This window comes from Streptomyces sp. NPDC052225 (genome assembly GCF_040679615.1).
In the GTDB taxonomy this organism is placed as follows: Bacteria; Actinomycetota; Actinomycetes; order Streptomycetales; family Streptomycetaceae; genus Streptomyces.
In genome coordinates, this window is the sequence record NZ_JBFAVD010000024.1 from 104,457 (window position 1) to 119,932 (window position 15,476).

11 protein-coding genes are annotated in these 15,476 nt (G+C 71.9%); 5 read left to right on the plus strand and 6 right to left on the minus strand.

What is annotated here, in order from left to right; genetic code table 11:
* Positions 1–6: 6 nt before the first annotated feature.
* The 4 genes from AB0L37_RS29520 to AB0L37_RS29535 all read right to left on the minus strand — a co-directional run bounded on the left by AB0L37_RS29520 (position 7) and on the right by AB0L37_RS29535 (position 5,491).
* Positions 7–1,464: an NCS2 family permease gene (locus tag AB0L37_RS29520; RefSeq protein WP_365511926.1), complete on the minus strand. Its 1,458-nt coding sequence runs from the start codon at positions 1,462–1,464 to the stop codon at positions 7–9.
* A gap of 145 nt (positions 1,465–1,609) precedes the next feature.
* Positions 1,610–4,009, minus strand: a complete 2,400-nt coding sequence (locus AB0L37_RS29525) for a molybdopterin cofactor-binding domain-containing protein (protein WP_365511929.1) — start codon at positions 4,007–4,009, stop codon at positions 1,610–1,612.
* 4 nt (positions 4,010–4,013) lie between these two features.
* Positions 4,014–4,601: a (2Fe-2S)-binding protein gene (locus AB0L37_RS29530; protein ID WP_365511932.1), complete on the minus strand. Its 588-nt coding sequence runs from the start codon at positions 4,599–4,601 to the stop codon at positions 4,014–4,016.
* Positions 4,601–5,491 (minus strand): xanthine dehydrogenase family protein subunit M, encoded by an 891-nt coding sequence (locus tag AB0L37_RS29535; RefSeq protein WP_365511935.1) that lies wholly within the window; start codon positions 5,489–5,491, stop codon positions 4,601–4,603. The genes AB0L37_RS29530 and AB0L37_RS29535 overlap by 1 nt, the downstream gene beginning before the upstream one ends.
* A 300-nt stretch (positions 5,492–5,791) precedes the next feature.
* Here AB0L37_RS29535 and AB0L37_RS29540 point away from each other — a divergent pair, with 300 nt between their 5' ends.
* Together AB0L37_RS29540 and AB0L37_RS29545 are read left to right on the plus strand one after the other, a co-directional pair.
* Positions 5,792–7,468, plus strand: a complete 1,677-nt coding sequence (locus tag AB0L37_RS29540; RefSeq protein ID WP_365511938.1) for a PucR family transcriptional regulator ligand-binding domain-containing protein — start codon at positions 5,792–5,794, stop codon at positions 7,466–7,468.
* A gap of 153 nt (positions 7,469–7,621) precedes the next feature.
* The gene (locus tag AB0L37_RS29545; RefSeq protein WP_365511941.1) at positions 7,622–8,383 is read left to right on the plus strand and encodes a hypothetical protein; all 762 of its coding nucleotides are present in this window, start codon (positions 7,622–7,624) and stop codon (positions 8,381–8,383) included.
* 105 nt (positions 8,384–8,488) lie between these two features.
* On the opposite strand, the gene AB0L37_RS29550 is transcribed toward AB0L37_RS29545, so the two are convergent.
* Positions 8,489–9,241, minus strand: a complete 753-nt coding sequence (locus tag AB0L37_RS29550; RefSeq protein ID WP_365511944.1) for a GntR family transcriptional regulator — start codon at positions 9,239–9,241, stop codon at positions 8,489–8,491.
* Between the two features lie 241 nt (positions 9,242–9,482).
* On the opposite strand from AB0L37_RS29550, the gene AB0L37_RS29555 reads away from it, so the two are divergent.
* Together AB0L37_RS29555 and AB0L37_RS29560 are read left to right on the plus strand one after the other, a co-directional pair.
* The gene (locus tag AB0L37_RS29555) at positions 9,483–10,346 is read left to right on the plus strand and encodes a (2Fe-2S)-binding protein (protein ID WP_365511946.1); all 864 of its coding nucleotides are present in this window, start codon (positions 9,483–9,485) and stop codon (positions 10,344–10,346) included.
* A 186-nt stretch (positions 10,347–10,532) separates the two neighbouring features.
* Positions 10,533–11,606: a DUF2637 domain-containing protein gene (locus AB0L37_RS29560; RefSeq protein ID WP_365511949.1), complete on the plus strand. Its 1,074-nt coding sequence runs from the start codon at positions 10,533–10,535 to the stop codon at positions 11,604–11,606.
* Between the two features lie 47 nt (positions 11,607–11,653).
* Here the strand turns inward: AB0L37_RS29560 and AB0L37_RS29565 are convergent, their stop codons facing one another.
* A complete protein-coding gene (locus AB0L37_RS29565; protein WP_365511952.1) occupies positions 11,654–12,205 on the minus strand; it encodes an ATP-binding protein in 552 nt (183 codons plus the stop codon).
* Positions 12,206–12,379: 174 nt separating this feature from the next.
* Here AB0L37_RS29565 and AB0L37_RS29570 point away from each other — a divergent pair, with 174 nt between their 5' ends.
* Entirely contained in the window at positions 12,380–15,445 is a 3,066-nt protein-coding gene (locus AB0L37_RS29570; protein WP_365511955.1) for a glycoside hydrolase family 38 C-terminal domain-containing protein, read from the plus strand.
* Positions 15,446–15,476: the final 31 nt, after the last annotated feature.

Genomic DNA, 15,476 nt, shown 5'->3' on the forward strand with positions numbered 1-15,476 from the left:
CGGGCGTCAGTGGACGCCGAGCCAGCTCTCGATCGGGTTGAGAGCGAAGTACACGAGGAAGATCAGGGCGAGCCCCCACATGAAGGCCCCGATCTCCCGCGCCTTGCCCTGGGCGATCTTGATGGCGACCCAGGAGATGACGCCCGCGGCGACACCGGTGGTGATGGTGTACGTGAACGGCATCAGGACCACGGTCAGGAAGACCGGGATCGCGGTGGCGCGGTCGGCCCAGTCGACGTGCCGGGCGTTCATCATCATCATCGCGCCGATGACGACGAGGGCGGCGGACGCGACCTCCTGCGGGACGATCGCGGTGACCGGTGTGAAGAACAGGCAGGCCGCGAAGAACAGCCCGGTGACGGCGGACGCGAGGCCCGTGCGGGCGCCCTCGCCGACGCCGGTGGCCGACTCGACGAACACGGTCTGGCCGGAGCCGCCGGCGACGCCGCCGATCGCACCGCCCGCGCCGTCGATGAACAGCGCCTTGGACAGGCCCGGCATGCGGCCCTTGTCGTCGGCGAGCCCCGCCTCCGTACCGACGCCGATGATGGTGGCCATCGCGTCGAAGAAGCCGGCCAGGACCAGAGTGAAGACGATCATGCCGACGGTCATCGCGCCGACCTCGCCCCAGCCGCCGAACTCGACGTCCCCGAAGAGCGAGAAGTCGGGCGTGGAGACCGCGCTGCCGTGCAACTCCGGTGCGCCGTTGGCCCATTGCTTGGGGTCGATCACGTCGAGCGCGTTCAGGATCATCGCGACGACGGTGCCGGTGATGATGCCGATCAGGATCGCGCCGGGGGTGTTGCGCGCCTGGAGCATGAAGATGAGCAGGAGCGTGCCCGCGAAGAGCAGGACGGGCCAGCCGGAGAGTTCGCCGGTGGCGCCGAGCGTGAGCGGGGTGGCCTTGCCGACCTGGACGAAGCCGGACTTGTAGAGGCCGATCAGGGCGATGAACAGGCCGATGCCCATGGTGATGCCGTGCTTGAGCGCCAGCGGGATCGCGTTCATGATCATCTCGCGCAGCCCGGTGACGACGAGCAGCATGATCACGACGCCGTACATCACGCACATGCCCATGGCCTGCGGCCAGGTCATCTGGGGGGCGACCTGCGAGGAGATCACACCGGAGACGGAGAGGCCGGCAGCAAGGGCGAGCGGGACCTTGCCGACGAAGCCCATCAGGAGCGTGGTGAACGCGGCGGCGAAGGCGGTCGCGGTGATCAGGGCCTTCTGGCCCATGGTGTCACCGGCGGCGTCCTTGCCGGACAGGATCAGGGGGTTGAGCAGGAGGATGTACGCCATGGCCATGAAGGTCGTGACGCCGCCGCGCACTTCGCGTGCGACGGAGGATCCCCGGTCGGATATGTGGAAGTAGCGGTCGAGCCAAGACCGGCCGGCGGGGACACGCGAGCCGGAGCCCGCGTCCTCTGCGGTGGTCTTCGGCTCCACGGACTGCTGGGTCATGGTGCCTCGTTTCCCAAGGTTCACAGGGGCACCCGCCAAATGCCCTACGGCATGCGGGATTTGGGATGGCTGCACGACCCGGGGGACGGCCCGAGGCGTAGAGGATGACCGGGGGCCGGCGTGAGCGCCGGCCCCCGCGGGACGGTCAGGCCGAAGCCGTGCCCGTCAGGTGCTCGGGCCGGACGGGAGTCCGGTTGAGCTCGAGGCCCGTCGCGTTCCGGATCGCCGCGAGGACGGCCGGGGTGGACGACAGGGTGGGTGCTTCGCCGATGCCGCGCAGCCCGTACGGGGCGTGCTCGTCGGCGAGTTCGAGCACGTCGACCGGGATGGTCGGTGTGTCGAGGATCGTGGGGAGCAGGTAGTCGGTGAAGGAGGGGTTCCTGACCTTCGCCGTCACGGGGTCGACGACGATCTCCTCCATCACGGCGACGCCCATGCCCTGGAGCGTGCCGCCCTGGATCTGGCCGATCACGGAGAGCGGGTTGAGCGCCTTGCCGACGTCCTGGGCGCAGGCCAGTTCGATGACCTTGACCAGGCCGAGTTCGGTGTCGACCTCGACGACGGCGCGGTGCGCGGCGAACGAGTACTGCACGTGGCCGTTGCCCTGGCCGGTGCGCAGATCGAAGGCCTCGGTGGGCCGGTGGCGCCACTCCTCCTCGATCTCGACCGCCTCGTCCTCCAGTACGTCGACGAGGTCGGCGAGGACCTCGCCGCCGTCGGTGACGACCTTGCCGCCCTCCAGGAGGAGTTCGGCGGTGGCCCACGCCGGGTGGTAGGTGCCCATCTTGCGGCGCCCGATCTCCAGGACCTTCTCGCGGACCAGCTCGCACGCGTTCTTGACGGCGCCGCCGGTCACGTACGTCTGACGCGACGCGGACGTGGAGCCGGCCGAGCCGACCTGGGTGTCGGCGGGGTGGATGGTCACCTGGGAGACGCCGAGCTCGGTACGGGCGATCTGCGCGTGGACGGTGATGCCGCCCTGGCCGACCTCCGCCATCGCGGTGTGCACGGTGGCGACGGCCTCGCCGTTGATGACCTCCATGCGCACCTTGGCGGTGGAGTAGTCGTCGAAGCCCTCGGAGAAGCCGACGTTCTTGATGCCGACCGCGTAGCCGACGCCGCGGACGACGCCCTCGCCGTGCGTGGTGTTGGACAGGCCGCCGGGCAGGGCGCGGACGTCGGAGCCCTCGCTGGACTCCCACTGGCGCTCGGGCGGCAGCGGCATCGCCTTGACGCGGCGCAGCAGTTCGGCGACCGGGGCCGGCGAGTCGACCGGCTGCCCCGTCGGCATGATCGTGCCCTGCTCCATGGCGTTGAGCTGGCGGAACGCGACCCGGTCCATGCCCACCGCGTCGGCGAGCTTGTCCATCTGGGCCTCGTAGGCGAAGCACGCCTGGACCGCGCCGAAGCCGCGCATGGCGCCGCAGGGCGGGTTGTTGGAGTAGAGCGCGATGGCCTCGATGTCGACGTCGTCGATGACGTACGGGCCGACGCTCAGCGACGACGCGTTGCCGACAACGGCCGGGGACGCCGACGCGTAGGCGCCGCCGTCGAGCACGATCCGGCACTTCATGTGCGTGATCTTGCCGTCCTTGGTCGCCCCGTGCTCGTACGTGAGCTTGGCGGGGTGGCGGTGGACGTGGCCGAAGAAGGACTCGAACCGGTTGTAGACGATCTTGACCGGCTTGCCGGTGCGGAGCGCCAGCAGGCAGGCGTGGATCTGCATCGACAGGTCCTCGCGGCCGCCGAACGCGCCGCCGACGCCGGCCAGCGTCATGCGCACCTTGTCCTCGGGCAGGCCGAGCACCGGGGCGATCTGCTTGAGGTCGGAGTGCAGCCACTGGGTGGCGACGTACAGGTCGACGCCGCCGTCCTCGGCCGGCACGGCGAGACCGGACTCGGGGCCGAGGAAGGCCTGGTCCTGCATGCCGAAGGTGTACTCGCCCTTGACGATGAAGTCGGCCCGCTTGGCGGCCTCGTCGGCGTCGCCGCGCACGATGGGCTGGCGGTGCACGATGTTCGGGTGCGGGACGTGGCCGATGTGGTGGTCGTCGCGGTTCTCGTGGACGAGGATCGCGTCCGGCGCGGTGGCGGAGGCCTCGTCGGTGATGACGGGCAGCTCGCGGTACTCGACCTTGATCTTGGCGGCGGCGCGGCGCGCGGTCTCCGGGTGGTCGGCGGCGACCAGGGCGACGGGCTCGCCGTGGTGGCGGACCTTGCCGGTCGCGAGGACCGGGGTGTCCTGGATCTCCAGACCGTAGTGCTTGACGTCGGTCGGCAGGTCGTCGTGGGTGAGGACCGCGTAGACACCCGGAGTCGCGAGCGCCTCACCCGTGTCGATGGAGAGGATCTCGGCGTGCGCGACCGGGGAGCGCAGGATCTGGCCCCACAGCATGTCCTCGTGCCACATGTCGGACGAGTACGCGAACTCGCCGGTGACCTTGAGGGTGCCGTCGGGGCGGAGCGTGGACTCGCCGATGCCGCCCTTGGTCGGGGCGCCCTGGGTGACGTTGAAGGGGATACCGGTGGTGCGTGTGTCGGCCATGACCTCAGACCCCTTCAGGCTCGGACTGGCGCGCGGCGGCGAGCCGGACCGCGTCCATGATCTTCTCGTAGCCCGTGCAGCGGCACAGGTTGCCGGAGAGCGCCTCGCGGATGTCGGCGTCCGACGGGTTCGGGTTGCGCTCCAGCATCTCGTCGGCGGCGACGAGCAGGCCCGGGGTGCAGAAGCCGCACTGGACGGCACCGGCGTCGATGAACGCCTGCTGGATCGGGGCGAGTTCGGTGCCCTCGCCGGTCTGCGAGTCGGTGCCCTGGGCGGACCAGCCCTGGGCCTCCTGGAGCGACGTACCGCAGGCGCCGCCCTCGTGGGAGCCGCAGGACCGCTTGGTCGCGAAGTCGGCGAGGCCCTCGACGGTGACGACCTCGCGGCCCTCGACCTGTCCGGCGGCGACCAGACACGCGCACACCGGTACGCCGTCGAGGCGGACGGTGCACGAGCCGCACTCGCCCTGCTCGCACGCGTTCTTCGAGCCGGGCAGGCCCATGCGCTCGCGCAGCACGTACAGCAGGGACTCGCCCTCCCACACGTCGTCGGCTTCCTGCTTGCGGCCGTTGACCGTGAAATTGACGCGCATTACGCGACTCCCTCCGTGCTGGCGGCGCTGCCGCGGTACGACTCCCAGGCCCAGGTGAGCGTGCGGCGGGCCATGATGCCGACCGCGTGGCGCCGGTACGAGGCCGTGCCCCGTACGTCGTCGATGGGGTTGCAGGCGGCGGAGCACAGGTCCGCGAACTGCTTGGCGACCGACGGGGTGATGATCTTGCCGTTGTCCCAGAACCCGCCCTCTTCCAGCGCGGCGTTGAGGAACTGCTCGGCCTCCTTGGCGCGGATCGGCGTCGGGGCGGCGGAGCCGATGCCCGTGCGCACGGTGCGCGTCCCGGGGTGCACCGCGAGCCCGAAGGCGCACACGGCGATCACCATGGCGTTGCGCGTGCCGACCTTGGAGTACTGCTGCGGTCCGTCGGCCTTGTCGATGTGCACGGCGCGGATCAGCTCGTCGGGGGCCAGCGCGTTGCGCTTCACGCCGGTGTAGAACGCGTCGATCGGGATGCGGCGCGAGCCGCGGACGGACTCGACCTCGACCTCGCAGTCGGCGGCGAGCAGCGCGGGGTGCGCGTCACCGGCCGGCGAGGCGGTGCCGAGGTTGCCCCCGACGCCGCCGCGGTTGCGGATCTGCGGCGAGGCCACGGTGTGCGAGGCGAGCGCCAGGCCCGGCAGCTCGGCCCGCAGATGTTCCATGATCTTGGCGTAAGGGACGGAGGCACCGAGCCGGACGGTCTCCTCGCCCACCTCCCACTCGCTCAGCTCGCTGATGCGGTTGAGGTCCAGGAGGTACTCGGGACGCCGGTGGTCGAAGTTGATCTCGACCATGACGTCGGTGCCACCCGCGATCGGCACAGCTGTGGGGTGCTCGGCCTTGGCGGCGAGCGCCTCCTCCCAGCTGGCGGGGCGAAGGAAGTCCATGAGCGGCTCTCTTCTACGTCGTTTCGTGGTTCGTTCGAAGCGATCGAGCCACGCAATGTGCGGATCACGGGGGCTCGTTCATGTGGTGTTCACGTGGAGTGGGGCCAGTACACCGCCCTGTGCTCCACCTGTGTCAGTCACGGAAACCATGAAGGAGTTGGCTGGCCGAGGGGGGTGTCTTGTAGATTCGTATGAACAGACGGCATCAGAAACCTCACCGTCTTCCACCAGAAACCGGGGCCACAGGTCCCTGGCCACGTACGACGCACATTTTCGAGACAGATCGGCGGCGACCACGACATGCGGCTGCGCGCATTGCTGGACACGGACGCGCTGGGCCTCAGGCTCCTCGGCGGCGAGGACGAGCTGGACCGTACGGTCCGTGGCGTGATGACGACGGACCTGCGGGACCCGAGTCGCTACATGTCGGGCGGCGAGCTCGTCCTGACGGGCCTGGCCTGGCGCCGGGACGCCGCCGACTCCGAGCCGTTCGTACGGATCCTGTCGACGGCCGGGGCGACCGCCCTCGCGGCCGGTGAGGCCGAGATGGGCGCCATCCCCGACGACCTGGTGGAGGCCTGCGCCCGGCACCGTCTTCCGCTGTTCGCGGTGAGCGAGTCGGTGGCGTTCGCGACCATCACCGAGCACGTCGTACGCCAGGTCTCCGGCGAGCGCGCCGGTGACCTGGCCGCCGTCGTGGACCGGCACCGGCGCCTGATGACGTCGGGCCCCGCGGGCGGCGGCCCCGAGGTGGTCCTCGACCTGCTCGGCAGCGACCTGGACCTGCGGGCCTGGGTGCTCTCCCCCGCGGGCCGCGCCATCGCGGGCTCGCACACGGGCGGCGCCGAGCTGTCCCCGCAGGTGTGCGCCCGTCTCGCCGCGGAGCACCTGTCGGCGACCCGCGGCGGCCGCCGCGCCCCGCACCGCGTCACGGTCGAGGGCACGACGTACTCGCTGTTCCCGATCCGCTCCGGCGGCCGGGGCCCGGTGCCCGCCTCCCGTGACGTGCGCGAGACGGTCCTCGCCGACTGGCTGCTCGCCGTCGAGGCGGACGCCGGCGACTGGCCCGAGGAGCGGCTCGACCTGCTCCAGGGCGTCACCCAGCTGATCTCGGTCGAGCGCGACCGCCGTGACGCGGCCCGTACGGTACGGCGCAGGCTCGCCCAGGAGGTCCTCGAACTGGTCCAGACGGGCGCGGCCCCGGCGGAGATCGCCGCGCGCCTGCGGGTGGCGGCCCCGGTGCTGCTCCCCGGCCTGGGCGCGGCCCCGCACTGGCAGGTCGTCGTGGCCCGCGTCGAGTGGGAGGGCGGGGACATCGAGGGCGGCCCGGTCGCCCAGTCGCTCCTGGAGGAGATCCTCGTCGACCCGCTGTCGTCGGGCCCCGAGCCGTCCGACCGGATCGCGGTGGCGCACACCGGCGACGAGGCGATCGCCCTCGTCCCGCTCCCGGCGGTCTCGTCCGAGCACGACGGCTCGGAGCAGGGCCTGATCGCGGACACGCTCCTGGAGACCGTGCGGAACCCGCTCTCGGCGGGGCTCGCGGACGACGGGCGCCTGACGATCGGCGTGAGCGCGGCCGTGCACTCGGCGGAGGGGCTGCGCGGCGCCCTGGAGGAGGCCCGGCACGCCCGCCGGGTGGCGGCCGCCCGCACGGGCCTGGTCTGCGCGGCAGGGCACCAGGAACTGGCGTCGCACGTCCTGCTGCTCCCCTTCGTCCCGGACGACGTGCGCCGCGCGTTCACGGCCCGCCTCCTGGACCCGCTGCGCGACTACGACCGCAAGCACCGCGCGGAGCTGATCCCGACGCTGGAGGCGTTCCTCGACTGCGACGGCTCGTGGACCCGCTGCGCGTCGCGGCTCCACCTCCACGTCAACACGCTGCGCTACCGCGTCGGCCGCATCGAACAGCTGACGAACCGTGATCTCTCGCGCCTGGAGGACAAGTTGGACTTCTTCCTGGCCCTGCGCATGAGCTGACCCGTTACCCGCTCCGGCCCGCGGCCGGAACCCCATCCCTTTGTGAAATCTTTCACCCACCCCCTTGGCCGGGCCCGGTGATCCGTGCTGAGATGCCCCACAGCAACTCGGCTCGACGGCGTGCTCGGGGAGGGCAACGTGGCGCATACCGCCATGTCTGGTTCCGGAACGAACGCAGGGGACGATCCACTCCAGACCGCGGTATGGCGGCTGCGCTCACGCGGCTGCTGGGTCGACGCGGCAGCACTCCTCGACCACCACGCGGCGACGGACCCGGGCGCCGCCCTCCAGCGGGCGGCGCTGCTCGTCGAGCGGTGCCTGTACACGGAGCAGGGCTGGCCCGAGGCGGAGGACGCGCTGCGCGCCGCCGAGGCCCTCGCCCACACCGACGACGAGCGGGGCGCGGCGGCCTGCGAGCGGGGCCAACTCGCTTACGCCGCCACGTTGTTGAAGGTACGGGACCGGGTCGACGAGGCCCGTTCGGCGTTCGGCCGGGCGGCTGCCCTGATCGCGCCGGGCGCGGCGGGCCGGGCGATCCTGGACTTCCGGCGCGGCCTGATGGCGGAGAACCTGGCGGACTCCCCACAGGCGGCGCGCGCCGCGTACCGCAGGGCCCACGCGGGCGCCACCGCCCACGGAGACATCCTGCTGCTCTCCTTCACCTGGCGCCATCTGGCCGGACTGGCCCTGCGCGAGGGCGAGTTGGCGGAGGCCCGGCACGGCTTCGCGGAGTCCCTCCGCCTGCGGGAGGAACTCGGCTACCTGGTGGGCACGGCCCCGGCCCTGGTCTCCCTGGCGGAAGCCGAACCCGAACCGGAGACAAAGGCCCGCCTCCGAGCGGAAGCGGCCCGCCTCTTCCGCCTCCTGGGCGGAGTCCCGACGTGGCTGGCGGGAGCGCTGCCGGCGGCGGCGTGACTTTTTCGGACGGGGAGGGTAGCGCCCGGTCAGGGGCGCGGGGAACTGCGCGCCCAGCCACATCGAAACCCTCACCCGGCAACACAACCCGAGCGGGGCAGACACTCAACCCCCGAAGTGCTCCCGCACCACGACCCCGACCGCCCCCGGATCCTCGGCCTCCAGCGCGTCCAGCAGAGCGACATGCTCCGCCGCGTCCCGCGAAAGATCACACCCGGCCCACACGATCCGCCGCCGCAAGTCGTCAGCGACCCGCACCAGTTGCTCGTTCCCGCCCAACGACAACACGGCCCGATGGAACGCCCGGTCCGCCTCGGCGTACCGCGCGAGATCCCCGGAGGACGCCGCCGCGACCGTCTCCAGCGCGGCCGGCCGCAACTCCCGCCACCGCGGAGCCCCCACCGTACGGGCGAGCCGCAACACCACCGGCGCCTCGATGAGCGCCCGCACCTCGGCCAGCTCGGCACGCTCGCGCGCCGTCCGCTCGGTCACCCGGAAGCCCCGGTTCGGCACGACCTCGACGGCGCCCTCCCGGGCCAGCTCCTGCATCGCCTCGCGCACGGGCGTGGCCGAGACGCCGAGCCGCTCGCCGAGCGCGGGCGCCGAGTACACCTCGCCGGGCGCCAGATCGCCGGAGACGAGCGCGGCGCGCAGCGCGTCGAGGACCTGCCCGCGCACGGACGGCCGCTCCACCGTCCCGCGCACGGCGACGGCCGGTGCGGGCGGCTCACTGTGGGTGTGGTCGCCCCGGCTGCGCTCGACGGGCGGCGGCGCCGCGGCGGCCCACGTCGTGGCGGACCGCTGCTCGGGCACCCCGAAAGCCGCCGTGCGCGGTCTGGCCTGCTCCACCCCGGTCATCCCCTTCGCCGCCGTTCCCAGCCGTTCCTGGCTGTTTGTCCGAAGCTCAACGAAGAACGATAGGCCGCCAGGGCCTGTCGTCAAACCCCCGCCCGTCTCGCGACGCCTCGCACCCGCTCCCGGCGCACCGGGCGCAGGCCCAAGCGCGTCCGGTACGAAGCCCTGGGCCCGCAGTTCAAACCCCGAATCCTTCGGGTAAGGTAAGGCTTACCTGCAACGATCGTGATTCGGTGGTCCCTGCATGACCCTCGTCACCCCGGCGCCCGCCGCGATGCCACGCCCGGCCGGTCCCGCCACGGCCGCGTACGCCCGCCTCACCGAGGTGTTCCCCAGCCTGCGCATCGCCGAGCTCGCGGCCGATGAACGGCTGCCGGAAGGGGCCGGCTGGGTCTCCACCCGGCAGCTCGCCGAGGGCGGTGCCGCGCTGGACGCGTTCCTGGCCTGGGACAACGCGCAGGTGCTCAAGGACTACGGGCAGCAGGCCCGCCCCGACGTGATCGCCAGCTTCGGCCTGCACCGCTACGCCTGGCCCGCCTGCCTGCTGATCACGGTCCCCTGGTTCCTGCACCGTCGCGTGCCCCGCTTCCCCGCGGCGCACGTCTCCTTCCAGCGCGCGCTCGGCCGGATGGCCGTACGTGTGACGGATTTCGCATGCCTGCCCGGCGACCCGGCCGCCTCCCTGCCCGGCGCGCACGTCGTCCCGGACGAGGAGGCGCTGCGCGCCGAGGTGCGGGCGGCCGTGGCCGAACACCTCCAGCCGGTCCTCACCGGCTTCGGCCCGCGGATGCGGCGCGGGCCGCGCGCCCTGTGGGGCATGGCGACGGACGAGATCGTCGAGGGCCTCTGGTACGTCGGCCATCTGCTCGGCGAGGAGCGGCGCGCGATGACCGAGCTCGAAGCACTCCTGCCGGGCACGACGAAGCCGTACGTCGGCAAGGCCGCGTTCCGTGAACTCACGGGTCCGGAGGGCGAGTCGCTGCCGACCCGCGACCGCGCGAGCTGCTGCCTCTTCTACACGCTGCGCCCCGAGGACACCTGCGTGACCTGCCCGCGCACCTGCGACGCGGACCGCATCGCGAAGCTCACCGCAACCACGGCAGCCTGAACCACTCATACGAGTGACGTAATTCGAACTCAACTGCTCTTTCTGCGGCGGGAGTTCGAGCGTACGACCGGTTTGCACGCCCCCTTGCACTCCAATGGCGTTCTCTTGTCCCGAAACCCCCTGCGAGCTCGGACGGCTGCGCCAATATGGCGCCCGTTCCGCCTTATCGCTCTGCAAGGGACCCAGATGAGACTGACCGAGATATCGCTGGACTGGCTGCTTCCGGGCGCCGTGCTGCTCCTGGGCGGCCTTGCGGCGGTGGCGGTGCTCGCGCGCGGCAAGCGCGCCGGGGAGAAGGCCGCGACATCGTCGACCGACGAGTCGTGGGAGCGCAGCGAGGAGCGCCGCAGACGCAAAGAGGCCGTCTACGGCACCGCTTCCTACGTGTTGCTGTTCTGCTGCGCCGCCGTCGCCGCCGCTCTCTCCTTCCACGGCCTGGTCGGCTTCGGCCGGCAGAACCTGAGCCTGACCGGGGGCTGGGAGTACCTCGTCCCGTTCGGGCTCGACGGTGCGGCGATGTTCTGCTCCGTGCTCGCCGTGCGCGAGGCCAGCCACGGCGACGCCGCGCTCGGCTCCCGGATACTGGTGTGGACGTTCGCCGGTGCCGCCGCCTGGTTCAACTGGGTGCACGCGCCGCGCGGGATGGACCACGCGGGTGCGCCGCACTTCTTCGCGGGGATGTCCCTGTCGGCGGCGGTGCTCTTCGACCGCGCCCTGAAGCAGACGCGCCGCGCGGCGCTGCGCGAACAGGGCCTGGTGCCGCGGCCGTTGCCGCAGATCCGGATGGTGCGGTGGATGCGCGCGCCCCGGGAGACGTACAGCGCCTGGTCGCTGATGCTCCTGGAAGGCGTACGGACCCTGGACGAGGCCGTGGACGAGGTGCGCGAGGACAAGCGGCAGAAGGTGCAGAACCGGCTGCGGCAGCGCGAGCACCAGAAGCTGGAGCGGGCGCAGCTGCGGGCGCTCAGCCGTGGCCAGCGTTCGTTCACGGGGCGCGGCGGACGGCAGGTGGACGTGCCCGCGGTGGCTCCGGCCGCGGGGTCCGCGCAGGTCTCGGACCCCGCCATATCGCCGGGAACCCCGCCCTCTCAGGACCAGCTTCCGCTGCGCGCGCGGCCCTCTCTCCAGGCCGTCAGGAGCGGCAGTGAGCAGCAGCCGTCCCCCGTCGTCGATCTGACGGCGGAGGACGACACACAGGCGCTGCCGCGCCTGGACACGCTGGAGCGGAAGCTCAAGGACCTTGAGCAGCAGTTCGGCTGACGCCCCGTCCGGGCGTCAGGGCCTCCGGACACGGCGGCGCCGTGGACTCACACGGCGTCGCCGTCCAGTTCGAACCACACCACCTTCCCCGTGCTCCCCGCGCCGGGCGCCGCGACGCCCCAGGCGTCGGCAAGGGACTGCACCAGGATCAGACCGCGCCCGCTCGTGCCGTGCGTACCGTCGTCGGCGTTCGGTACCCGCAGCTTGGGCCGGTGTCCCACGAAGTCCCTGACTTCCACCCGCAGGCCGCGTGGCCCCACGGTCGCCGTCAGCTCCGCCTCGCGGTCGGTGTGCACCAGCGCGTTGGTGACGAGCTCGCTGGTGAGCAGCTCGGCTATCTCCGATCTTTCCGGCCTGCCCCAGTGGTGGAGCAGCTCGCGCAGCGCTCGCCGGGTCTCGGGCACGGCCCTGAGGTCCGCCCTGCCCAGCGTGCGCGTGAGTTGTCGTGGCGTCCCGTCCCCCGGATCCGCGCGGTCGGCCAGTACTTCCTGCGTACTCGTGCTCGTCGTAGTCGTAGTCGTAGTCGTAGTCGTAGTCGTACTCGTGGTCGGAGGGCTCCCGATGCTCACCGGGCCGCCCCCTCGTGCCTGCCGTTTCATGACCCCCGCCCACACAGCGATCCCGATGCCCTTCTCACTACGGATATGTGCTGCTCGGCTGCTCTCTCGAACGCGTACACGGGGATGCATGCCCCGTGCGCATGTCGGCACTCTTGTTGATTCGTCCACCACTCGGGGAAGGAGGGGTGGGGACCCGCACCGGAAGGAGCCGCTGTGCACGACGACCGACAGCTCGTGGAGGGCCGACTTGAGCGCGCGATGCGTCAGTTCGTGCGGCCCGCGCAGTACGCGCAGCGGGTGCCGCTGACGATCGGCGCCTGGCACGCGCCGGGCGAGCCGGTGCCCGTCGCGGAGGCTCTCGCCGGGGAGTACACGCCTTTCGATCCGGGCACCGTGTGGGGAAAACCGTGGTCGACCACCTGGTTCCGCCTGACAGGGCAGGTGCCGGAGGAGTGGGCAGGGCGGCGTGTGGAAGTCGTGGTGGACCCCGGGTTCAGCGGGCAGGGCCCCGGGTTCCAGGCGGAGGGGCTGCTGTACGACGCCTCCGGTGTCCCGCTGAAGGGCATCCATCCGCGCAACCGGCACCTGACGGTCGGCGCCCCGGCCGTCGGAGGCGAACCGGTGCATCTGCTGCTGGAGGCGGCGGCCAATCCGACGGTGCTGCGCGACTTCGAACCCACCACGATGGGTGACGTCCTGACGGCCGGAGATCGGCCCATCTACCGATTCCGCGCTGCCGACTTGGCCGTACTCGACGAGGCCGTCTGGCATCTTGCGCTCGACGTGGAAGTGCTGTCCGAGCTGATGCACGAGCTGGACGCGGAGCGCGGCCGGCGCCATGACATCCTGCGGGCCCTGGAGCGGATGCTGGACGCGCTCGATCTGCACGACGTGTCGGGCACGGCGCAGGCGGCGCGCGCGGAACTGGCCGAGGTCCTCGCCCGGCCCGCGCACGCGAGCGCGCACCGCGTCTCGGCGGCCGGCCACGCGCACATCGACTCGGCGTGGCTGTGGCCGCTGCGCGAGACGGTCCGCAAGGCGTCGCGCACGTTCGCGAACGTCACGGCGCTGGCGCAGGACTACCCGGAATTGGTCTTCGCGTGCTCGCAGGCGCAGCAGTACGCGTGGGTCAAGGAGCACCAGCCGCACATCTGGGAGCGCATCAAGAAGGCGGTCGCGGACGGCAATTGGGCGCCGGTCGGCTCGATGTGGGTGGAGTCGGACGCCAACATGCCGGGCGGTGAGGCCCTCGCCCGGCAGATCGTGCACGGCAAGCGGTTCTTCCTCGACGAGCTGGGCGTCGACACGGAGGAGATCTGGCTGCCGGACTCCTTCGGATACACCGCCGCCTTCCCGCAGTTGGCGAAGCTGGCGGGCGCCAAGTGGTTCCTGACGCAGAAGCTGAGCTGGAACCAGACGAACAAGATGCCGCACCACACGTTCTGGTGGGAGGGCATCGACGGGACGCGCGTCTTCACGCACTTCCCGCCCGTGGACACGTACAACTCCCAGTTCCACGCCCGTGAACTCGCCCATGCGGAGCGGAACTTCGCGGAGAAGGGCGGCGCCTCCCGGTCCCTGGTGCCGTTCGGCTGGGGCGACGGGGGCGGCGGTCCGACCCGGGAGATGCTGGAGAAGGCGCGCCGCCTGAAGTCCCTGGAGGGCTCGCCGCGCGTCGAGATCGAGAAGCCGTCGGCGTTCTTCGAGGCGGCGCACGAGGAGTACGCGGCGAAGGCGCCGGTGTGGTCGGGCGAGCTGTACCTGGAGATGCACCGGGCGACCTACACGACGCAGGCGAAGACGAAGCAGGGCAACCGCAGGTCCGAACACGCTCTGCGCGAGGCCGAGTTGTGGTGCACGGCCGCCGCGCTGCGCGATCCCTCGTACGCGTACCCGTACGAGGAGCTCGACCGGATCTGGAAGACGGTGCTGCTGCACCAGTTCCACGACATCCTGCCGGGTTCTTCGATCGCGTGGGTGCACCGGGAGGCCCGCGAGACGTACGCGCGCGTCCTCGCGGAGCTGGACGAGATCACGGGCGAGGCCGTACGCCGGCTCGGCCCGGGCACCCCTTCGGCGCTCAACTCCTCCCCGTATCCGCGCAGCGAAGTCGTCGCGCACGACGGGCAGTTGGTGCAGGTGAACGTCGGCGGGCTCGGGGCCCGTGACCTCGGCGAGGCCGCCGCGCACCCGCGGGGCCCCGGCGCACGCGCCGCCGCGACCGTCGACGCGGGCGCGATCGTCCTGGCGAACGAGCACCTGAGCGTGACCGTCGACAGCGACGGGCTCCTGGCCTCCGTACGGGACGTGCGCGGCGGCGGCCGCGAGGTCCTCGCACCCGGGGCGCGCGGCAACCTCCTCCAGCTGCACCCCGACCACCCCACCCAGTACGACGCCTGGGACCTGGACGCGCACTACCGGCACACCCGCACGGACCTCACGCAGGCCGAGTCGGTGCAGTTGGTGGAGGACGGGCCGCTGCGCGTGGCGGTGCGGGTGATCCGGTCCTTCGGGAAGTCCCGGGTCACGCAGGAGTACCGGCTCGCGGCGGGCAGCCGCCGTCTCGACGTGATCACGGACGTCGACTGGCAGGAGTCGGAGAAGGTCCTCAAGGCGGCCTTCCCGCTGGACGTGCACGCGGAGCGGTCGACGGCCGAGATCCAGTTCGGGCACGTGCACCGGCCCACGCACGCCAACACCGGCTGGGACGCGGCGCGTTACGAGATCTGCGCGCACCGCTGGCTGCGGGTGGCCGAGGAGGCGTACGGGGTCGCCCTGGTCAACGACTCGACGTACGGCCACGACGTGACCCGCACCCGGCACGACGGTGACGTCCTCGGCACCACCGTGCGATTGACGCTGCTGCGGGCCCCGCACTCCCCCGACCCGGAGACCGATCTCGGCACGCACCGCTTCACGTACGCGCTGGTGCCGGGGGCGACGACCGGTGACGCGGTGGCCGAGGGACTCGCGCTCAACCTGCCGCTGCGGATCGCGCAGGCGCCCGACGTCACCCCGCTCGTCTCGGTCGACCACCCGGCGGTGACGGTCGAGTCGGTGAAGCTCGCCGAGGACCGCAGCGGCGACGTGGTGGTGCGGCTCTACGAGTCGCGCGGCGGGCGCGCGGCGGCGACGCTGACCACGGGCTTCCCGGTGGCGGCAGCCGACGAGACGGATCTGCTGGAGCGTCCGCTGCGGCCCGCGGCCACGTCGGACGCGGGGCTCGCGCTCGCCCTGCGGCCGTTCCAGATCCTGACGCTGCGGCTGCGTCCCGTGTGAGCAGGCGCGCGCACGCCGGTGCCCCGCCCCG